This window comes from Paenibacillus ehimensis NBRC 15659 (assembly GCF_004000785.1).
Classification (GTDB): Bacteria; Bacillota; Bacilli; order Paenibacillales; family NBRC-103111; genus Paenibacillus_G; species Paenibacillus_G ehimensis.
On record NZ_BILX01000017.1, the window covers coordinates 41,747 to 62,228 of the forward strand.

A 20,482-nucleotide genomic window follows, 5' to 3' on the forward strand; every position below is an offset into this window, starting at 1 on the left:
ATTTTGGGGGTATTGTTATGGTTAAGGACTCGTGGTTTACGATTCAGGAAATCGATAATAAAACATTCGCAATTAGTGAATATGGACATTGGGAGAAAGTGCATTCATTTTTATTAGTTGGCAAAGAGAAAGCCGTTCTTATTGATACGGGTCTTGGGATTGATAATATTAAACGCATAACGGATCAATTGACTGATTTACCGATTGTTGTTTTAACTACTCATGTGCATTTTGATCATATTGGAAGTCATGGGGAATTTGAGAATGTTTATGTTCATGCAGCTGACTCAGATTGGTTAATAAACGGCATTAAAGGAAAGACCCTAGAACAGATACGAAGAGATATTAGTAGAGATATTACAATTCCAACTCCAAAAACATTTAATCCAGAAACGTATAAACCCTATCAAGGAAACCCTACTGGATTATTACAGGATGGCGAAGTGATTGATATAGGAAACAGAGAGTTAATTATTCATCATACTCCTGGGCATTCTCCAGGCCATATATGTGTTTTTGACCAAACAAAAGGTTATTTGTTTACTGGTGATTTGCTTTATGATGAAACACCTGTATATGCTTTTTATCCTTCGACTAACCCCACTGATTTAGTTAATTCTTGGGAAAAAATATCAAATATTCCGGATGTCACAAAAGTTTATGGTTCACATCATACATTAGGTCTTGAACCAAGCATCTTACAAGAACTTAAAAAGGCAGTTAAAGAACTTAAAGAAAAGGACCTCGTAAAGTTTGGAACGGGAGTTCATAAATTTAAAGGGTTTAGTGTACAGTTTTAATTTTATCTTGAACGGAGATATATGCTCACCGCCTTCCTTAGAAGGCGGTGTGTCCAAAGAAAATAAAGTCTTAGACTGACGGTGGCATTAAACGAACGGGCAGTTTAACTCAACTATTAGTCTCAATAATGCGTCTTAAATGTTACTTTCTCATGGGAGGAGTTGCATTGAGGGGTGATTTTATTAAAAAATTTTTGACACCTTATTTTTAAAGGTGTATATTGGCGTAATACCCATTCGCATGGGTCTATTTTCGAGAGGTGATAAACCATATGTTACCTATTCACCAGGAATTCATTAATCAAGCTATGGAAAGAATCCGTCAGGATAGTCGCCTCACGGGGCTACTTGTCGGTGGTTCCGTCATTCGCGGGACAGTGGATGCATACAGCGATCTAGATTTGATCGTTGTATATGATATTGCATTCAAGGAAGAGATAATGGAGCAACGCATTCGAATCGCCAATTCGTTTGGCAACCTGCTCTCGGCCTTCACCGGCGAGCATGTCGGTGAACCTCGGTTGGTAATCTGTCTGTATGGACCTCAGCCGCTCCATGTCGACTTGAAGTTCATCTCCTCATCGGAGCTGGCAGTACGAGTCGAGAATCCGCTCGTGCTTTGGGATCGCGACAATTCGCTACGTTCAATCATCAACGAGACATCACCTTCGTACCCTACTCCTAATCCTCAATGGATGGAGGATCGATTCTGGGTATGGGTGCATTATGGAGCAACGAAGTTAGGCAGAGGCGAATTATTCGAGTTCATTGATTTACTCTCTTATATACGAAGTGCCGTGCTTGGGCCCCTAATTCTTATGAATAACGGGCATATTCCGTCTGGAGTACGTAGGCTGGAGCAATATGCCGCTCACGAAATGGAAGAGCTTAAAGAGACGCTTCCGCTCCACAACGCCTCAAGCTGTTACCATGCGCTGAAGGCCTCTATAAAGATCTATAGAAGATTGCGTCAAGATACCGAAGGACTGATACGCAAGGAAGAAGCTGAGCAAGCTGCGATAGTATATCTCGATTCGGTATACGCTAGCGTGCGTAAATGATATCTTGTTGCTAAGACATATTGGAATGTTTCCTGATCGGTAACAGCATTGGTCATATACAACATTACTCTAACGGGGAACGATAGTCGAATGATAACAGCGGCAGTCTAAGACTTTATTTTTCAGTCTTGGTCCGCCTCTGTTTGATTTCTTGTGCCAGTCTAATCTTTCTTATTCGTAAATAGTTGGCTTCGGGCAGGCTTGTTTTTCACGGAAAGCAGCGTAATCGCCATCAGCAGCACAACCCCGGCAACGACCGCAAAGGGAAGCTGCTTATCCAGCCGATAAAGACTCGTGCTGAGAATCGGGGCGATCACGGCGGATATGCCTTGCACCGATCCCACAAGACCGGCCACGCCTCCTTGCTGCTCGCGGGCAACCGCCAGGGAAGCACCGGCCATAAAGCCCGGCATCATCAGCCCGGCTCCGATGCCAAATAGGAAGAAGGCCGCGTAAAAACCGACAAAGCCGACGGCGAACAGAAAGAGAGCCATGCTGATTATCAGAAGCAGCGATCCGACGAGGATCAACGGAGTGGGCTGCCATTTCGGCTTTTTCATTTGCAGCCCTTGCGTGACGATCATCGCCACGCCGCTAAGCATCAAGCCGAAAGAAATCATCCGCGCGGTTTCCTGGGTAGTCAGGGACAACTGATCCTGAAAATAAAAGCCGCCGACCACTTGCAAGGTGACAATACTAAGCATCGTTGCCAGCCCGGCGAACAAATAAAGGCGGACGCCTTTCTGAAACGGGCTTACCTTCGGAGGCTTCGCCTGAATAACCGGTTTATGAGCCGGGACTAGCAGCAGGACGAAGACCAGTGCGACGATCGGCAGCAGCGCGCCGATATAAAGCGGCCAGATCAGACCGATGAGCGCGAACGCCCCGGCAATGGCAGGTCCGAGCACGAGGCCCATTCCGTTCGCTGCGCCGATCAAGGCCATCCCTGCCGACCGGCCCTTTTCATCCGTTACGTCCGCCATATACGCCTGCGCCGACGACGGAACGGCGGGAATGAACAAACCGACTAAAGCGCGTGCCACAATGAGCAATACGACCAACAGTCCGCCGCTGATGAGCCGCGTCAGTCCGGCATACATCGTGAAGGTGAACAGCACGTAGCTCACAAACATGCCCAAGAAGCCGATCACGATGACAGGCTTTCTTCCTTTGGCATCGCTCAGGCCCCCCCATACGGGCGCCATTGCCGCCATCGCAACGGATCCCAGCGAAATAATCAACCCCGAATGAGTTTCACTTAACCCTAATTCCCGTATAAGCGGAGGCATCACGGGCGCGATGATCATCAAACCGACCATCGCGACAAAAACACTGAAAAAAATGCTGAATCGTACTCGTGCCATCTTCACATCTTTCTCCCTTCGCAAGATCCTTTTTGCAATACTTGCTTTCTACATGGTAGGAGAAAAAAGGAACGGCAACCACCAAGAAACGGATCATCTATGATGTAAAACGGATTTTCTTCACGCACTTCGGCCAATCGCCGTAAAAGAATAGCTGTAATTGTTGACTGGCACCGCCGCAGCATATGATCTCACATCCGTACCGGATTTTATTTTCTTTTATGGGGAGGTCGGACTATCGGTGTGCGGGCATGGAAATGATCACATCCTACAAAACAATTATCTCTCTTCTAAAATATCAATTATTTCTTTGTATATGTCCTTCGCCCATTGTCGTATATACGGATTCTCATATTGCGATCTTGCGATTTGCAGTGGAGTGTTCCCTTCTCCATCTTTAATGTCTTTCTTTGCGCCATACTCGAGTAATAGTTTAACTAATTCGGGCGTTGTTCCACTCGCTGCAGTATGAAGTAAAGAGCCTCCATTAGGAAAGCTGCTTGTTTGATTAGGGTCGCCCCCTGCTTCCAGCAATAATTTTACAATGTCTACATCTTTATAAAAAATAACTGCCGTTTCTAACAACGTCTTCCCGGTATGGGTCCTGGCATTGGGGTTAGCCCCTTGAAGTAAGAGTTTGCTGACGGCTTGCTTGTCTTTGATAATGATCGCTCTATAAAGCTTAGCGTTTGCGTCTATTAGGATTTCTATGGAGTGGTCGGAGGTGTTATTGTTTTTAGGGTTCCAATATACATCGGCTCCACTAATTTCCGAGATGAATCTTAATGGAACATAGGTAACATTATTGAGTATTTGAGGCGGGACTTCTAAGTTTAAGCTTTTCTCGTTTACTTGCGCGTTTGGTTCATTAATTTTCATTAAAATGGACGTTCCACTTTTAGTCGCCCGAACGGTCAAACCCTCGCCATACCATTCGAGGTTGTAGCCAAGCTTCTCTAACAAAGGCCGGACTGGAACAAGAGTGACTCCCGAAATAATCTTCGGCGACGATTCCTCGAAACTCAAGAAATCGTAGTCCATAGTGACTGTAACGGGAATCTCGGACGATTCCGAATATGATAATTTAGGGTTGAGGAAAAACAAAAGGATAATACCGAATAAAATCATTTTTCTTATCATTTACGTACTCCTCTTCAAAATCTTAACCAGACCAAATCCGGTAAAGTAAATATACACTTAGCAAAATTGAAACAACTCCCGACAGTCTGCTGTTTAAAAGTAAAAATTTTGTATTTTTGGCATTTTTGAAAATATTCCCTAAATTATATTTCAAATTAAATTCTGGCTTGAAAACAGTAAAAAGTCCCCATGCCATCATAAAAAATAAAAAAGCTGAAAAAACTATTTTACCACCCATTCTTTTTTAAACACTCCTTTTTTATTTAAGATGGTTTACCCAATCTTGATACGTTAGAGGATAACTTGAATCGCCCAACCGTCTTACATACAGTTTAATTTCATGTTCATAAGCTGTGCCTAATGTCGGTATAAGTGCATATCCGCCACGGATGCCAATACCCGCACCTAAAACTGCTTCATAATCTGCATCTTCCAGATCAACAGCTACTTCTCCTTCAACAAAATAAAACCTTCCCATTCCCTTCCCCTGTCCTTGCTTCACATAATGTTCTAAGTTACCACCATTGTTTATTGATATTCCTGCCGAAGCTGTTAATTGAGCACCCACTTCACCATTAATACCTTTGATTAAGCTAACTGATAACTCTCCGCTTTGTATTTTCGCTTGTAACCCAACACTTCCAACGAGTGATATGGCAAACTGGCCTTTTACATATGGTTCTACAACTATTCCAGATTTTGTATCTCCTATTCCACCATTTTTTGTCTTATATATTGTCGACTCTCCTCCATTAATAAAATCTCTTCGGGTAACAGAATCTACGTATTTTAACCTTACCCCATTTGCTGCGTCATGTGCCGCCTGTTTCTCAGATGCATTTTTAGCCCTAGTAAATGCATCGTAATAAAGCGCCAGCTCTTCTTTATCTTTTTTTGTATAAAGTCGATACGCATGATGATCTATTTGTTCCATTGGTCCATTCGGATCGCGGTCTTTAAATGGGTTCGCATAACTTTCGCCCCAAGAATTCTTGAAGCTCTCAACCTCGGAAGCAGAAGCAATATGCAATCTTTTTTCGGTCCTTGACTTTTGTTCTTTATCATGCATTAATAATGTCTTTTGTTTTTTTGTACTTAAGCCTGCTTCGTTCTTTTGATTTTCATTCGAACCAAACTGAATGCTGTCCAATTGGTCTCGCCTTTGTCTTACAACAAGTTCAAACTCTAATACTCCTTTTAAGCCATTAACCTGCTCATGATACTTATGAACGTATGCGTGTGTAAACTTGACCTCTCGAATTGTCTTCTCATGTCTCACGATTCGGACGATAACGGTTCGATAATAATAATTGTTCGGCCTATACTCGGTAAGTGCCCATGCAAATAGCGTATTGGAGTTATCTGTATCTTGTTCCACAGGGGGGAGTAATCGAAGTGGAATCTCACCCCATATCTGAAGCGAATGCACCGCATTATAGGCTTTGGCAAAAAAATCTGCCGGGCTTGTATTGAGATAGCTATAGCCAGTAATTTGTCCATTGACAAGCTCAATCAGCCGACCACCGGATTCTCGTTCAACTCTCAACAATATACTCATACTGCATATCTCCCTTTTGGCTAACTACTTCCAGCTTCCTACAACTAATTCCTTATCTTAATTATATCGGACATCCCCATATTCTAGTTAATGTAAATTCTCACACACTTTTGGATATATAGGAATAGAAAATTTCCGAAAACGATCGGGAGCCTGTTGTTCACGGCTTAACCAAAAATCTATTTTCCATGCATGAATGCAGTAGGATATGGATACAGCATAGAATCGGCATTCAAGATGCCGTCTTTTCGAACATTCCGACACCTGCTGACCAAGCCCCATCGTCCGAAGCCCTTGTCCGTCCGCCCGATAGCGAAACCATCCAATTCATAGACAAAATGACCATCCATGTTCAATAGATTGCTATAGATTCGTCATGTTTTTGATGAAAACATCGGCTCTTTATTTACAAGTCCGATGGTATGATGAACATGATCTGTGATCAAAATCACCACGAGAGGAGATGAACCTCGTGCGACAGCCCGATCGTCACAGCAACCAGCCACTGTATCAGCAAATCGCCGATGACATCGAACGGCGAATTTCATACGGCGAGTTTCCGCCGGGCAGTCTGCTGCCTTCCGAACGAAAATTAGCCGAGCAATTGGGCGTCAATCGAAGCACCGTGATCCTCGCCTATGCGGAGCTGCGCGCGCTTGGAATCGTGGAAAGCCGTACGGGAAGCGGAACCCGGGTGAGCAAGTATAAATGGGGAGCAACGCCGAAGCATACCCCGAATTGGCACCGGTATGTCGAAGGCGGAAGCTTCCTGCCGAACCTGCCTTTTTTGCGCCGGATCCGGGAAGCTCTTCAACAAGACAGCACGTTGATTGATTTTGCCAGCGGCGAGCTTGGCGCGGACATCTCCCCGGTAGAAGAGATTAATATGCTTATGGACGAAAACCACTATACGGCCTATCTCGGATACGACAATCCGCAAGGATTTGTGCCTCTCCGCGAAGCGCTCGTCACGTATTTAAGTCAATACCGGGAGATTCAGACGACCGAATCGTCGATCCTGATCACATCGGGTTCCCAGCAATCTTTGTACTTAATTACCCAGTGTTTACTGGCCCCTGGGGATGCGGTCGCCATCGAAGATCCTTCTTACTGCTATTCACTGCCTATGTTTCAATCGGCCGGGCTCCGCTTGTTCCGTCTCCCGGTCGACGCGAAAGGAATCCGGCCCGAGGATGTTCGCACCCTTTACAAAAAGCACCGGATCAAAATGGTGTTCATCAATCCGAATTATCAAAACCCGACAGGCGCTGCCCTCGATGCCGAACGCCGTATCGAGCTGCTTGATGTTGCGAGCGAGCTGGGACTCCCGATCGTCGAGGACGATCCCTTCAGCTTGACGGCTTATGACGGGACGCCGCCTAAGCCGCTCAAATCCATGGATCCGATCGGCTCGGTCCTCTATATCGGCTCCTTCTCCAAAATCGCAGCGCCCGGACTGCGCGTCGGGTGGATGGTCGCTCCCCATTCCGTTGTCGAGCGGCTGGCGGATGCCAGGCAGCAGATGGATTTCGGGCTTAGCGTCGTTCCTCAGCAGATGGCCGCGCAGTTCCTGAAATCTCCGTATGTCCAGCCTCATCTGGACCGTTTGCGGATGCATCTGCTTTACAAGCGGGATTTGGTGATCGGCGCGCTTCGGAAAGAGCTGCCGGACCTGGTCAGCTTCTCGATTCCGCAAGGAGGGCTGCATCTGTGGTGTAAAATCATCCCCGAGGTGAGCGACAACAAGCTGTTTGAAGAAGCAATCCGCCATGGAATCGTCTTTGTTCCCGGCAGCGTCTATGGTTCGGATTCCGGGTATGTACGGTTCACTTTCGCACGGCCTAAAACAGATGAAATCGTTCCGGGCATTGCCAAATTTGCCGCATCGCTTCGGGCCGTTCTTGGCCAATCCAATTAAAAAGGTGAATGAAAGCTTTGTATTCAAAATACAAGTCTTTTCATTCACCTTTTTACTCTTTATTTAAGCTAACACGCGCTAGTTGTCGCGGGAATCCCGGCTGCGGCGCGCTACCCCGGCATCGCAGGCTGCCGCTATAACCGCCTTGCTGACTTTATCCGCCACCTGATGATTAAATACGCTTGGAATAATATATTGCGCATTTAATTCTTCGTCGCTAACCACGGAGGCAATCGCATGGGCGGCGGCAAGCTTCATCGTTTCCGTAATTTGCGAAGCCCGGCAATCCAACACGCCGCGAAACATACCGGGAAAGCATAAGACGTTATTGATCTGATTCGGATAATCCGAGCGCCCCGTAGCCATGACACGCACATAGGGCTCGGCTTCCTCCGGCATAATTTCCGGGTTCGGATTGGCCATGGCAAAGACGATCGGGTCCGCCGCCATCCGTTTCACATCTTCGATCTTCAGTACTCCCGGACCGGACAATCCGATAAATACGTCCGCTCCTTCGATCACCTCCGAGAGGCTGCCCCGAACCATGAACGGATTCGTATGCTCGGCAAACCCATTCCAGACCTGATGCGGATAAACGTGTCCTCGAACGATCGCTCCCTGACGGTCAACGCCGATCAGATCCTTAACCCCGGAGGCCAGTAATATTTTGGAGCAAGCCATTCCTGCCGCCCCGATTCCGCATACGACAACCCGGCACTGCTCCAGCTTTTTGCCGACAACCTTCAAGGCATTTAATAAAGCGGCGAGGATGACGACGGCGGTTCCATGCTGATCGTCATGAAATACCGGGATATCCAGCTCTTTCTGAAGCCATTCTTCAATCTCGAAGCAGCGGGGAGCCGAAATATCTTCGAGATTGATCCCGCCAAATGACGGAGCAATCGCTTTGACAATGCTGACAATTTCATCCGTATCCTGCGTGTTCAGACAGATCGGGAAGGCATCAACGCCGGCCATCTGCTTAAACAGCACGGCTTTGCCTTCCATGACAGGCATGGCGGCTTCCGGGCCGATATTCCCAAGTCCGAGAACGGCAGAGCCGTCAGAGACGACGGCTACCGTATTTCGCTTGATCGTCAGCGTATGGGCCCGGGAGGGATCTTCATGGATCGCCATACAAATCCGGGCTACCCCCGGCGTGTAGACACGGGACAAATCATCCCGATTTTTAATCGGCACCTTGGGATGCATTTCGATTTTGCCGCCCAAATGCATGAGGAAGGTCTGGTCCGATACGTTGATCAGCTTCACCCCGGGAAGCTGTTGAACCGAGGAAACCACGCGGTTAACATCGTGCGGATCGTTCAGATTGACCGTAATATCTCTTACGGTTTTTGCAGGGCTTACCCGGTTGGTATCGATCGCTACGATGTCGCCTCCGGAATCGCTTAATGCCGATGCGATAGCACCAAAGTTAACGACTCCTTGATCGTACTCTAACCGCAAAATAATACTTGTTCCAATTCCGAACGGTGTAGGCATGAGCAGCATCTCCTCTTTTAAGGCATTTTGATTCGCAAGCTATTTGCGTCCGGACTTAGGCTGAATGCGTTCCATGAAATGGATGAACTCGGAGCGGGTTAGCTCCCCTGAGAACTTCTGCATGATTCGCCCCTTGTCGTCAATCAGATACGTTGTAGGCAAGCCGCCGATTTTATACCGTTTTTTCACATCGCCGTTTGAATCAAGCAGGATAGGGAGCTTCAAGCGATGACGGTCGGCAAATTGGCTTGCTTTTTCCTTCGTTTCTCCCATATTGACCGCAAGGATTTCAACGCCTGGCATCCGTCCGTAGGCTTCGTTCAACAACGGCATTTCATTGACGCACGGGTCGCACCAGGAGGCCCAGAAGTTCAGAAGAACGCCTGTCCCGTCATAATCGGATAATTGCACCGTCTGCCCCTGTAAATTCGTTAATGTGAAATCCGGCGCCTTCTTGCCGACCTCTACCTCTTCACGGTTGCCCGCCAGTGCTTGGAATACCGCATAGCCGACGGCAAACAGGATAAGGACAAGCATGAGTGCCCGCGTCCAAGATAGGCGTGCAGCTCTCTCCATCCGATCAGCTCCTCCCCCGCCAGAATCCTACCGCTGCAGCGCTTGAATATCTTGCAATATTTGGTCGTATGGCGTATCCGTCATTCCGTCGTACTTGGCAATGACCGTGCCCTCCGGGTTGACCAAAAAAAACGAGGTACCGTGAATGACTTGATCGGAGGATGTATCTTTTGCCACAACCGTATTAAACGAACCCAGGACAAAGGTTTTGATCTTGTCGAATGGATATCCGGTTAACGCATGCCAATTCGAGAAATCCGCGTCAAATTTCTGGAGATAAGCTTTTAACGCTTCCGGATTGTCGCGCTCCGGATCAACGGAGAAGGAGACCAGCTCCGCCTTCACGCCCGCCGATTTCAGCCGCTTTTGCAATTCCGCCATGTTGGCCGTCATCGTCGGACATACCGTTGCGCAATACGTGAACATAAAGTCCGCGATCCAGACCTTGCCCTTCAAATCGGACAAGGACACTGGCTTCCCGTCTTGGTTGACGGCCTCGAAAGGCTTAACCTCGTAACGAAGCGGTTTGGACTTGCCGCTGCCGCATGCGGAGACCGCGACAAGAATGAATCCCACTATGATATAGAAGACCGCTTTCTTCACCAACGCTGCTGCATTTGCGGACGACCTGCTCATGTGGCCACCATATTGTACAGCATGATCCACATGGAGCCGAAGACGACCAGCAGCAAAATGATCAAGCCCAAAATCAGGCTCACCAGGTTGTAACGAGGCTTTTTCTCCTCCCGCAGATGCATGAAATAAATCAGCTGAACGACGAACTGGAGCACGGCCGCCGCCATCAGAACGAGGGTGTTCGCCACCCCCTGAAGCCAGCCGGACAGGACGACGGCAATAGGAATGATCGTCAATACGATGGAGAACAGGAAGCCGGTCGTATACGACTTCAAAGAGCCATGGCTCCCGGCGTCATGCGGATTGGTCAGGTCATGCGCTGCCATCTATCTCACCCCCATCAAATAAACAATCGTAAATACGAAAATCCAGACGACATCAAGGAAATGCCAGAACAGGCTGATCACGTTCACTTTGCGCTTGGTTACCGGCGTAATGCCGTGTTTGGCCAGCTGAATGATCAATGCAATCATCCAGACCAATCCCAAGGAGACGTGAAGCCCATGAGTCCCGACCAAGGTAAAGAAAGCCGATAAAAACGCGCTCGTGCTAATGCTTGCTCCCTCGTGCACCAGATGAATAAATTCATTGACCTCCAGCACAATGAAAGCCGCACCGAGCAATACCGTCACCCCGAGCCATCCCATAAGGGCTTGCAGCTTGCCTTTGTGCATCGCAAGCACGGCAAGACCGCTTGTATAGCTGCTCGTGAGCAGAATAAACGTGCTGGCCATAATCCCGCCTAGCTGAAACAGCTCTGCCGGTCCGGGCCCGCCGTTTCGGTTGCCCTGCAGGACGATATAGGCGGCAAACAAGGTGCCGAAAATAATCACATCCGTCATTAGATAGATCCAAAATCCGAAGGTGCGCATTTCCTCCAGATCCGGATGGTCGTGATGCTCCGAACTTAATACGTGGGCATGTCCGTTTACTTGAGCCATTCGTTCGTTACCCCCTCATCGCAGCTTCCGTGCGTTTAATTTCCTCAACAGGGATATAGTGATCGGTTTTGTAGTTGAAGGAATGAACAAGCATGCACAAGGCTACCCCCGCCAGACCGGATACCGTCAGCCAGAGCCAGTCGAATACAAACCCGAATCCGGCCGCAAACCAGAACATCGACATCACAAAAGGAATCCCCGAATTGTTGGGCATATGAATCGGCTCCAGCTTCGCCGGGGCCGGAGCAAGCTGCCCGCGCGCTCTGCGCTGCTTCTCCTCCCACCATTCATCCTGCGAAGCTACCTGCGGCAGCGTGGCAAAATTATAGTGCGGCGCCGGAGAAGGAATCGACCATTCCAAGGTGCGTCCGTTCCAGGGGTCGCCCGATGCGTCTTTTTGATAATGCTTGAGGCTGTACACGATTTGCCAGACTTGAAACAGGAAGGCCAAGCCCATCAAAGCCGCTCCGACGGTGGACACCAGGTTCAACTCCCACCAACCCTTATCCCATCCGTACGTCACAAGGCGCCGTGTCATCCCCATCAACCCGAGCACATATTGCGGCATGAAGCAGACGTAAAATCCGATATTCCAGAACCCGAACGCCCATTTCCCTATACGTTCGTTCAGCTTGAAGCCGAACAGCTTGGGCCACCAATAATACAAACCGGCGAAATAACCGAACACGACGCCGCCAATGATCGTATTGTGAAAATGCGCGATCAGGAAATAACTGTTATGGAATTGAAAATCCGCCGGAGCGACCGACAGAAGCACCCCGGTCATCCCGCCGACAACAAAGCAAACGATAAAGCCGATCGTCCACAGCATGGGCGTCTCGAAGGTAATTTTGCCCCGGAACATCGTGAACAGCCAATTGAACACTTTAACGCCGGTCGGGATGGCGATCAGCATCGTCGTAAGGGCAAAAAAGGAATTGACATCCGCGCCGGAGCCCATCGTAAAGAAGTGATGCGCCCATACGAGAAACGATAAAATACTGATGATCATCATGGCGTACACCATCGATTTGTAGCCGAACAGCTTTTTCTTCGCAAAGGTGGATACGATCTCCGAGAAAATGCCGAAGGCCGGCAGAATGATGATATATACTTCGGGGTGCCCCCACATCCAGATCAGATTGATATACATCATCGGATTGCCGCCGCCGTCGAGCGTAAAAAAATGCGCACCCAAATAGCGGTCCAGAAAGAGCAGCGCCAAGGTGGCCGTCAAAATCGGAAACGAAAATATAATCGCGATACAGCTCGACAGCACCGACCAAGGGAACATGGGCATTTTCATCAGCTTCATGCCGGGTGCACGCATTTTCAGAATGGTCACGATAAAGTTGATGCCGGTCATCAAGCTGCCAATCCCCGAAATCTGGATTCCCCAGATATAGAAATCTTGACCGACCCCCGGATTGAACATGCGTTCCGAATAAGGCGGGTAAGCGAGCCATCCCGAATCCGGCGATCCTCCGATGACAAAGGACAAGTTAAACAGCATCGCGCCCGCGAAAAATAACCAGAAGCTTAGCGCATTCAGGAAAGGATAAGCAACATCGCGCGCCCCGATCTGCAGCGGCACCACCACATTAAACAATCCGAACATGAACGGCATCGCCATGAACAAAATCATAATCACGCCATGCGTGGTAAAGATCTGATTGTAATGATCGGGCGCCAGGAAGTTCAGCTCCGGCATGGCCAGCTGCGCCCGCATCAGGAGCGCATCCACGCCGCCGCGGAACAGCATCAGAAAAGCGGCGAATATATACAGGATGCCGATTTTTTTATGATCGACGGTCGTCAACCATTCACGCCACAGCCAGCGCCATTTTTTTAAATAGGTCAATCCGAATACAATGCCGATAATGGTGATCACGATAGCGACATCCGCGCCGTAAATCAATGGATCGCCCGTCACAAAAAATTCCGAGGCAAAGCTTGATACTTTCTCCCACATGGATCACTCTCTCCTTACATTTCGATTCGAAGCCCGCTACTCTTGGATCTTGATCTTCTGAATGTCCTTCCAGGACAAGCCGTGATTGTGCGAGGAAGCGTACTTTGTAACCGTCATATTGAACAATCCCTCAGGAAACGCAGAGAACGTCTTCACGTCCGAAGCGGAAGGCTTCGCCAGCTGCTGATAGCCTTCCAGCGTCAGCGCCGGCGACGATGCTTTGACCTCGCGTACCCATTGGTCAAACTCTTCCTGCGAAGTGGATTTCACATCAAAGAACATCTTGGCAAAATCTTTTCCGGTGAAGTTCGCGCCGGACCCCCAATATTGTCCGCGCTCGTCCGCTTGCAAATAAAGCGTCATCGCCATGCCGGACATCGCGTACATCTGCCCGCCGAGCTGCGGAATCCAGAACGAATTCATCGGCGAATCGGCCGTAATCTCGAAGCGGACCGGTACGCCCTTCGGGATCCGGACATGGTTCACGGTCGCGATTCCTTGCTCAGGATATTGGAATAACCATTTCCAGTCCAGCGAGGTGACTTGAACGGTCAGCGGTTGTTGATCCGATTCGAGCGGCTTGGACGGCTCCAGGGCGTACGTGCTTTTTATGGTAATAATGCCCAGAATGGTAATGATCACGATCGGAATCCCCCACCAGATCGTTTCCAGCTTCGTGCTGTGCTCCCAGTCCGGCGTATATTTCGCTTTTCTGCCTTTCTTGTCCCGGTAACGCCAAACGATGATTGCCGTGAGAACGAGGACAGGCACGATAATAATGGAAGTCAACAGCGTTGAAATCACCATTAAATCCCGCTGCTGTTCGGCAATCGGCCCTTTGGGATCGAGCACGATCATCTTTTCCGCACACCCGGTGGTCGTCAAGAGCAGCAGCGCCAGCATGGATACGGACGCAAACCAGCGGAGCGCTTTGGGTGTCTTCATGTTTCTCATCTCCTATCGCATTGCGTGATTATGATCACGCCTTACTTTAAAGGGGATCGATAGAGGTGTCACCATCCACTAACCAAGTCAAAAAACCGGCCATGTTCAACAAAATGAAACAAATACGACATCGTTTCTCCATAAAAAAAGCTCTCCCTAATCTTAGGAAGAGCCCAGCTTTGTACGATTCGATGCTTCCATGAGCAGACGGCCATATCGCCCGCTTCATTTCATATGTTTTATACAGCGGCACGAAACCAAACATCAACAAACAGGCGACCAACGATATTAAGACCATATCTTTCCGCCGTACATCGGTTTTTGAAGCGACTCGTACGCAACGACCAGAATAGGCGGGATAACAGCAAGTTGTTGGTATCCGGCATTCAAGCATAAGCCAATCCAGACGAAAGCCAGCGCCAGGAAGACGAGCATCTATTTGTACTGTCTTTTCACTTTCTACATCCACATGGCAATCGCGTATGCAATCGTCGTTGCTTTCCTTGAAACGGCAAAATCCATGTTCCTTGGCTCCCTTGTTCCTTTTACCTCCGCGAATCCCCGGCCGCGCCGAATACGTTGATTGACACTAGCAGAAAGTTGATTAGACTTTGCGGTATTTTCACGGCCCAACGGTTCGTACGATTTCTTGCTTTTTATCGTTAACGATCAATTGAAACACATCCGGGCGGCTGTAATGGCCTGTAACATCAAAATCATAGCGGCTCTGTGCGACCTGGGAAAGATCCAGCGTTGCCATGAGGATTCCTTCCTGGTTATAGAGCGGCTCAACGACATATTCGCCAAGCGGTCCGACAACGGCGCTGCCGCCTCTGCTCAAAATGTCGGCGTCGTCCTTGATATCTTCGCAGCAAGCCAAATCCGTCGGATAAGAGGCCTTGGTCGCAAACTGATTGCACGAAATGACAAAGCAGCGGCCTTCACAAGCGATATGCCTTATCGTCGCCTGCCACGTATCGCGGGCGTCTGCCGTAGGAGCCAAATAAATGTCGATGCCCTGCGCGTACATGGCCATACGGGCAAGCGGCATATAATTTTCCCAGCAGATCAAGCCGCCGATTCGCCCGAAAGGAGTATCGATGACGGTAAGCGTGCTGCCGTCCCCTTGTCCCCATAGGAGACGTTCGGAGCCCGTCGGAACAAGCTTGCGGTGCTTCCCTAGAAGCCCACCGTCCGGTCCGATGTATACCATGGAATTGTATAACGTTCCGGTGCTAAATTCCCGGTCGCGCTCGACTGCGCCAATGACCAGATAAACCCCCAGCTCCTTCGCCAATTCGCCAAAAATTCCGGTTTCGGCTCCCGGGATGTCGATGGCGCTTGCCCAATACCGCTCCCAGTCCTTTCTCCCGTCGGCATTGCGGCTTCCTACCCGTGTACCGAAGCTTAAGCCTCGCGGATACCCCGGCAAGAATACTTCGGGAAAAACAATCAAATTTGCCCCTAGCCCGGCTGCCTCTCTCGTCATGCTTGCAATCTTGTCCATGGCCGATTGCTTATCGAACAACATGGGCGCCGCCTGAATCACCGCTACGTTCACCTGATGATTTTTCATTCCATCCTCCTCCTCGCCACATGAATGGCCGAAAGTCGTCCCCGCGATCCGTCTCAATCCGGAATGATGTAGCCGGAACGCCTCCCCGGCGCCTTGTCTTGTTGCCGGGGAGCAGCGACAACTCTGACCTTTTGGATGTCCGGATCTTCCGGCCCCTTTACCGGCAGACCTGCTTCCACATGCCGCTTAATATAATCTACGATTTCCTGCGTGATGACCTGTCCGGGCATCAGGATCGGAATTCCCGGAGGATACACGTATACGAATTCAGAAATAATACGCCCGCAGGCTTGTTCCAGCCATGCCTCTTCCGCAGGAGCATAAAAAGCTTCTCTGGGCGCTAACAAAAAACGTGAAGCAGCAGGAACGACGGCGTCCGAAACACGTTTGTTACATTTTCCTTCGCCGCGGAATGCGTCCGACAATTGCCGCAAAGCCTGAAGCAGCCGGCGGACTTCCTGCTCCGTATCGCCCAGTGTGATCAGGCACAAAATATTCGTTAAATCGCTCAGCTCAACCTCAAGCTTGTACGTTTCCCTTAGCCATTGCTCCGCCGCGTACCCGGTCAGATTCAGCTGTTCCAGATGAATGCAAAGCTTCGTCGGGTCATAACGAAATACACCGCGCTTTTCGCATATTTCCTCCCCGTAGCAGTACAGTCCGGGAATCTCATTGATTAGACGCCGGGCTTCCTGAGCCAATCGAATGGTTTGCCCCGTCAGGGCTTGCCCATGCAGAGCCAGCTGTCTTCTGGAAGTATCAAGCGAAGCCAGCAGCAGGTAAGAGGTCGAAGTTGTCGTAAGCATGCTCATGACCGTACGAATTCGCTTGATGCTCACCCGGTTGCCCTTGACATTCAGAATCGAGCTCTGCGTCATCGAAGCGCCAAGCTTATGCACGCTGGTTGCAGCCATATCCGCACCCGCTTGCATTGCGGACACAGGCAATTGCTCGTGAAAATGAAGCAGCGTCCCGTGCGCCTCGTCGACCAGCACCGGGATGTTGTAGCTGTGAACAAGCTCGACCATCTGACACAAATCTATGCTGGTCCCGTAATACGTCGGGTTGATGAGAAGCACGGCTTTTACATGCGGGTTCCTTTCGATGGCTTCCCGAATCGACTCTGTTGTAACCCCATGCTCAATGCCGAGCCGTTCATCCTTCTCCGGCTCCACCCATACGGGAACCGCCCCCGCAAAGATGACGGCGGACAAAATGGATTTATGCGCGTTTCGTGGAAGGATGATGGTGTCGCCGGGGGAGCAGACGGACATAATCATCGTCATGATGGCCCCGGTGGTCCCTTGAACGGAAAACAGCGTATGGTCCGCTCCAAAAGCATCCGCGGCCAATCGCTCAGCCTCGCGAATCGCTCCTGCGGGCTGGTGAAGATCGTCGAGCGGAACAATATTGATCAGGTCAATGGACAAAGTGTTGTCACCCACAAAAGCCCGAAATTCCGGGTCTGCCCCCCTCCCTTTCTTGTGGCCCGGAATGTGGAATTGCAGCGGATCGTTTGCGGCGTGCTGCATCAGTGCCGTGAACAACGGTGTTCTGTGATGATCCATGCCATCCTTCCTTTCAGTTACGTTTTGTCCTGTAGATCAACCACGAATATAACGGCTGGGCTTCGGCCCGTAACCATCCATTCCACTTTTTTCTGCACCAACCGCTTCAGCGAGCGAAACGGATTGGTATATGACTTAGCCAATTGGATGGTTACTTTTGGGGAGAAATGGTTTACATTCATTAGCAGGCATCGCATCGCGGGGAGAACGGAGGTGGAACGCTGTGCTTTCAGAAGATACATTACACGGTGTGATGGTTCCTGTCGTTACGCCTTTTGATCGCAGCGGGGAGCTGGATATCCAATCGTTTGAAGAACTGATTCGGCGTTTGATGAGCAAGGGAATTCACGGTCTTATTGTCAATGGAACGGCTGGGGAATCCCCGATGATCGAATCCAGCGAGCTTGAAATCCTGATCGCAGCTGCGCGCCAAGCAATCGCAGCATCGCGAGCCATCCCGCTTATTGTAGGAATAGATGCAAGCAACACGTCAGCGACCGTTCGAAGGATGGCGCAAGCCAACTCACTTGGAGCCGATGCCGCTCTTGTTGCCGCGCCCGATTCCAATCTTACATCGCAGCAAGCCGTCATCCGGCATTTTCAAGCTTTAGCGGAAGCGGATCTGCCCATGATTTTGTGCGATCCCCCTCGTCGTACCGGGGGCGCGCTGGATGAGGAAACGGTAAGAGTCATTATGGGAATGGAGCATGTGATTGGACTAAAAGAGGGTTCAGGCAACATACGGCGTATGTTCCGACTGGCTCGAAGCATGTCCAAGCCGGTCTTATGCGGGGAGGATGAGCTTTTTTTTGCTTCCCTGTGCTGTGGAGCTAAAGGAGGAATTCTGGCAAGCGCCAACCTGGATAGCGAGCAGTTTGTGCAGGTGTACGAGCTTTTCCGGGCAGGAAAAATAGAGGAGTCCCATCAGTTGTTTCACCAGCTGCTGCCGCTTGTTCAATTTCTGTTCTCGGAGCCGACTCCCGCTCCATTGATGTGGCTTCTCTCTCAACGCGGATATATCCGCTCGGACCGGCTCCGCCTGCCTATGGCAGCGGTCAGCTGCGAAGCTGGCAGGAAGCATATTCGCCTGTTCCAGGGAAGCATGTGGAAATAATCCCGCATCCAGACCCGCGGCAATATACACCATGAGGAGGCAATTAAAATAATGCAAACGACTGTATATTTAACCCGGCACGGTCAAACGGAATGGAATTTGAAAAAGCAAATGCAAGGCCATCTGGATTCTCCTCTTACCGAATACGGTATGCAGCAAGCGGAATGGTTGAAGGAGCGTTTGGAGAATGTCCATTTCGACGCCATTTATTCCAGCTCCAGCCCCAGGGCATTCAGCACGGCTCGAATTCTCTCGGGAAATCGCCCGGTACAAATCTCAACGCTCGATTCGCTCAAAGAAATTCATATGGGGCTATGGGAAGGTCAACAAGTTGACCATATTCAACAACAATTTCCCAATGAATACGATCATTTTTTCAATGCGCCGCATTTGTACCGTCCCACAGGTCGTGGAGAAACCTATTCGGAATTGCTCGAAAGGACGATCCCCACACTTAACCATATCCTTGCAGAGCATAAAGGCAAGCAAGTGCTTGTTGTAACTCACCGGATCACTTTAAAAGTCGTGATGAGTTATTTTATGGGGAAGCAGCTGCATGAGATTGGAGGCATGTCCGACATCCACCCGACTGCCCTGTGCAAAATAAGGATGAATGACGATATACCCAAAGTCGAATTGTACGGCGACACCTCTCACTATCGGGAATAATCCGGCGAGCAGGGTTTAACATCAAGCGGCGGCAACCGGAACGTTTTTCTAAGTATAAGACGGTATTCCCGGAAGCTGCCGACCTTGTGTTATTCCGATAATTGTTCGGTATTTATGATATGTTTAATTTCATGGTCTTCCGAAATTTTTGGTAAAAGCTGCTCCGGTTCAATAAATTCCTCGCCGGGAATCGTTATTTCCGCCCGGGCAACTTTGACGTTCAACCCTAATTCTTCGGTAAATTCCCGAATAGCCGTTTTGCCCGTCTCCTCGTTAATCTCTCCTCTTCCGCCGGGCAAAACCCATGCATTGCCTTTCTTGGTCTTATGCAGCAATATTTTGATCCAAGTGAAATGAAATCGATTTATGATCACATAAGTACTCCAAGAAATCTTCATAGTTTAAAATCTGATGCAATTCCAATATAACTTTATTATTTGTTTCTTTGTAGAATAAGGTACTTAAAATTATGTGCAAATAAACCGTACTTTCGTCTCGAAGTTCTAATGCGGTAATCACAGCGTCATGGTAAATATACTTTAGCTCTCGTTTATCTTTCATAAATTACCCTTACCGTTTATTTTGGTTATGTACTGAAACAAATTTGGAATTGGCGTTATGTTTAATCGCTCTTGTAACCGTTCCGAAATAAAATGAATCTCATGCTGTCTTGAGACAATGCTGTCTTTATAATGTTTCTCGAGATCTTCCACCATATCGGACTCCTTTTGATACCTATCGAACCTCTCCAAAATATAAAATTCTTTAAGCGTCAGAAAGATCGAAAAAAGATCTCGAATATGCTCCGCAACCAGCTTTACAGGATGATCAAACATCATCGGTTGAATAAATAAGACCGGAGCCTTGTCCAAGTCTTTAATAGTGCCGTTCTTCGTATCAAAGGCAAAATGGTCGCCGCCCATGCCAGTGAAAGCAAAAACTATAGCATCTTTTGGCGTACAGTTGTAGTTAGATCCTTCTTCCCTGCAAATATCAATGCCGATATAATACCCAAGAGACAGGTTGTATTCTTTCCTCAACTCATCGTCTAAATGAATTAAGCTTATTATCGTTTTGGAATTCAAGTTGATTCCTCCCTTGCATCGGTTTGCTTGCATTTAACAACGATTCGGCAAACCGC

General features: G+C 48.9%; 20 protein-coding genes. 5 read left to right on the plus strand and 15 right to left on the minus strand.

Features of this window, described 5'->3' with window-relative positions; translation table 11 throughout:
• Window positions 1-17 precede the first annotated feature (17 nt).
• Together PEH01S_RS12470 and PEH01S_RS12475 are read left to right on the plus strand one after the other, a co-directional pair.
• Window positions 18-800 (plus strand): MBL fold metallo-hydrolase, encoded by a 783-nt coding sequence (locus tag PEH01S_RS12470; RefSeq protein ID WP_127485751.1) that lies wholly within the window; start codon window positions 18-20, stop codon window positions 798-800.
• A gap of 272 nt (window positions 801-1,072) precedes the next feature.
• Window positions 1,073-1,861 (plus strand): nucleotidyltransferase domain-containing protein, encoded by a 789-nt coding sequence (locus PEH01S_RS12475; RefSeq protein WP_025847066.1) that lies wholly within the window; start codon window positions 1,073-1,075, stop codon window positions 1,859-1,861.
• A gap of 161 nt (window positions 1,862-2,022) precedes the next feature.
• Here the strand turns inward: PEH01S_RS12475 and PEH01S_RS12480 are convergent, their stop codons facing one another.
• The 4 genes from PEH01S_RS12480 to PEH01S_RS12495 form a co-directional block, all read right to left on the minus strand.
• The gene (locus tag PEH01S_RS12480; RefSeq protein WP_127485753.1) at window positions 2,023-3,225 is read right to left on the minus strand and encodes an MFS transporter; all 1,203 of its coding nucleotides are present in this window, start codon (window positions 3,223-3,225) and stop codon (window positions 2,023-2,025) included.
• Window positions 3,226-3,504: 279 nt separating this feature from the next.
• Window positions 3,505-4,365: a copper amine oxidase N-terminal domain-containing protein gene (locus PEH01S_RS12485; protein WP_127485755.1), complete on the minus strand. Its 861-nt coding sequence runs from the start codon at window positions 4,363-4,365 to the stop codon at window positions 3,505-3,507.
• A 22-nt stretch (window positions 4,366-4,387) separates the two neighbouring features.
• Complete coding sequence (locus PEH01S_RS12490) at window positions 4,388-4,603, minus strand: hypothetical protein (protein ID WP_127485757.1); 216 nt, start codon at window positions 4,601-4,603, stop codon at window positions 4,388-4,390.
• Between the two features lie 21 nt (window positions 4,604-4,624).
• Window positions 4,625-5,923 carry a hypothetical protein gene (locus PEH01S_RS12495; RefSeq protein ID WP_127485759.1) on the minus strand — a complete coding sequence of 433 codons (1,299 nt, stop codon included), beginning with the start codon at window positions 5,921-5,923 and terminating at the stop codon, window positions 4,625-4,627.
• 472 nt (window positions 5,924-6,395) lie between these two features.
• Here PEH01S_RS12495 and pdxR point away from each other — a divergent pair, with 472 nt between their 5' ends.
• Window positions 6,396-7,841 carry a MocR-like pyridoxine biosynthesis transcription factor PdxR gene (gene pdxR, locus PEH01S_RS12500; RefSeq protein ID WP_456320088.1) on the plus strand — a complete coding sequence of 482 codons (1,446 nt, stop codon included), beginning with the start codon at window positions 6,396-6,398 and terminating at the stop codon, window positions 7,839-7,841.
• Between the two features lie 78 nt (window positions 7,842-7,919).
• Here the strand turns inward: pdxR and PEH01S_RS12505 are convergent, their stop codons facing one another.
• The 9 genes from PEH01S_RS12505 to PEH01S_RS12545 all read right to left on the minus strand — a co-directional run bounded on the left by PEH01S_RS12505 (window position 7,920) and on the right by PEH01S_RS12545 (window position 17,558).
• On the minus strand, window positions 7,920-9,344 hold the full coding sequence (locus PEH01S_RS12505; protein WP_127485764.1) for an NAD-dependent malic enzyme: 1,425 nt from the start codon (window positions 9,342-9,344) through the stop codon (window positions 7,920-7,922).
• A gap of 39 nt (window positions 9,345-9,383) precedes the next feature.
• Window positions 9,384-9,920, minus strand: coding sequence for a thiol-disulfide oxidoreductase ResA (resA, locus tag PEH01S_RS12510; RefSeq protein WP_127485766.1), 537 nt, complete (start codon window positions 9,918-9,920; stop codon window positions 9,384-9,386).
• A gap of 27 nt (window positions 9,921-9,947) precedes the next feature.
• On the minus strand, window positions 9,948-10,523 hold the full coding sequence (locus tag PEH01S_RS12515) for an SCO family protein (RefSeq protein WP_127485847.1): 576 nt from the start codon (window positions 10,521-10,523) through the stop codon (window positions 9,948-9,950).
• 29 nt (window positions 10,524-10,552) lie between these two features.
• The gene (gene cyoD / locus PEH01S_RS12520) at window positions 10,553-10,882 is read right to left on the minus strand and encodes a cytochrome o ubiquinol oxidase subunit IV (RefSeq protein ID WP_127485768.1); all 330 of its coding nucleotides are present in this window, start codon (window positions 10,880-10,882) and stop codon (window positions 10,553-10,555) included.
• The gene (cyoC, locus tag PEH01S_RS12525) at window positions 10,883-11,497 is read right to left on the minus strand and encodes a cytochrome o ubiquinol oxidase subunit III (protein WP_127485770.1); all 615 of its coding nucleotides are present in this window, start codon (window positions 11,495-11,497) and stop codon (window positions 10,883-10,885) included. It lies immediately after the preceding gene.
• Between the two features lie 7 nt (window positions 11,498-11,504).
• Window positions 11,505-13,469: a cbb3-type cytochrome c oxidase subunit I gene (locus tag PEH01S_RS12530; RefSeq protein WP_127485772.1), complete on the minus strand. Its 1,965-nt coding sequence runs from the start codon at window positions 13,467-13,469 to the stop codon at window positions 11,505-11,507.
• Between the two features lie 36 nt (window positions 13,470-13,505).
• Entirely contained in the window at window positions 13,506-14,414 is a 909-nt protein-coding gene (gene cyoA, locus PEH01S_RS12535) for a ubiquinol oxidase subunit II (protein WP_025847082.1), read from the minus strand.
• A 622-nt stretch (window positions 14,415-15,036) separates the two neighbouring features.
• Window positions 15,037-15,990, minus strand: coding sequence for a carbon-nitrogen hydrolase family protein (locus PEH01S_RS12540; RefSeq protein ID WP_127485774.1), 954 nt, complete (start codon window positions 15,988-15,990; stop codon window positions 15,037-15,039).
• A 53-nt stretch (window positions 15,991-16,043) separates the two neighbouring features.
• Window positions 16,044-17,558, minus strand: a complete 1,515-nt coding sequence (locus PEH01S_RS12545) for an aminotransferase class I/II-fold pyridoxal phosphate-dependent enzyme (protein ID WP_127485776.1) — start codon at window positions 17,556-17,558, stop codon at window positions 16,044-16,046.
• A 223-nt stretch (window positions 17,559-17,781) separates the two neighbouring features.
• Between PEH01S_RS12545 and PEH01S_RS12550 the strand changes: the two genes are divergently transcribed.
• Window positions 17,782-18,672 carry a dihydrodipicolinate synthase family protein gene (locus PEH01S_RS12550; RefSeq protein WP_246062898.1) on the plus strand — a complete coding sequence of 297 codons (891 nt, stop codon included), beginning with the start codon at window positions 17,782-17,784 and terminating at the stop codon, window positions 18,670-18,672.
• A gap of 51 nt (window positions 18,673-18,723) precedes the next feature.
• Window positions 18,724-19,341 carry a histidine phosphatase family protein gene (locus tag PEH01S_RS12555; RefSeq protein ID WP_127485778.1) on the plus strand — a complete coding sequence of 206 codons (618 nt, stop codon included), beginning with the start codon at window positions 18,724-18,726 and terminating at the stop codon, window positions 19,339-19,341.
• An 89-nt stretch (window positions 19,342-19,430) separates the two neighbouring features.
• On the opposite strand, the gene PEH01S_RS12560 is transcribed toward PEH01S_RS12555, so the two are convergent.
• The gene (locus PEH01S_RS12560; protein ID WP_127485780.1) at window positions 19,431-19,739 is read right to left on the minus strand and encodes an NUDIX domain-containing protein; all 309 of its coding nucleotides are present in this window, start codon (window positions 19,737-19,739) and stop codon (window positions 19,431-19,433) included.
• Between the two features lie 159 nt (window positions 19,740-19,898).
• Window positions 19,899-20,426, minus strand: coding sequence for a hypothetical protein (locus PEH01S_RS12565; RefSeq protein ID WP_127485782.1), 528 nt, complete (start codon window positions 20,424-20,426; stop codon window positions 19,899-19,901).
• Window positions 20,427-20,482: the final 56 nt, after the last annotated feature.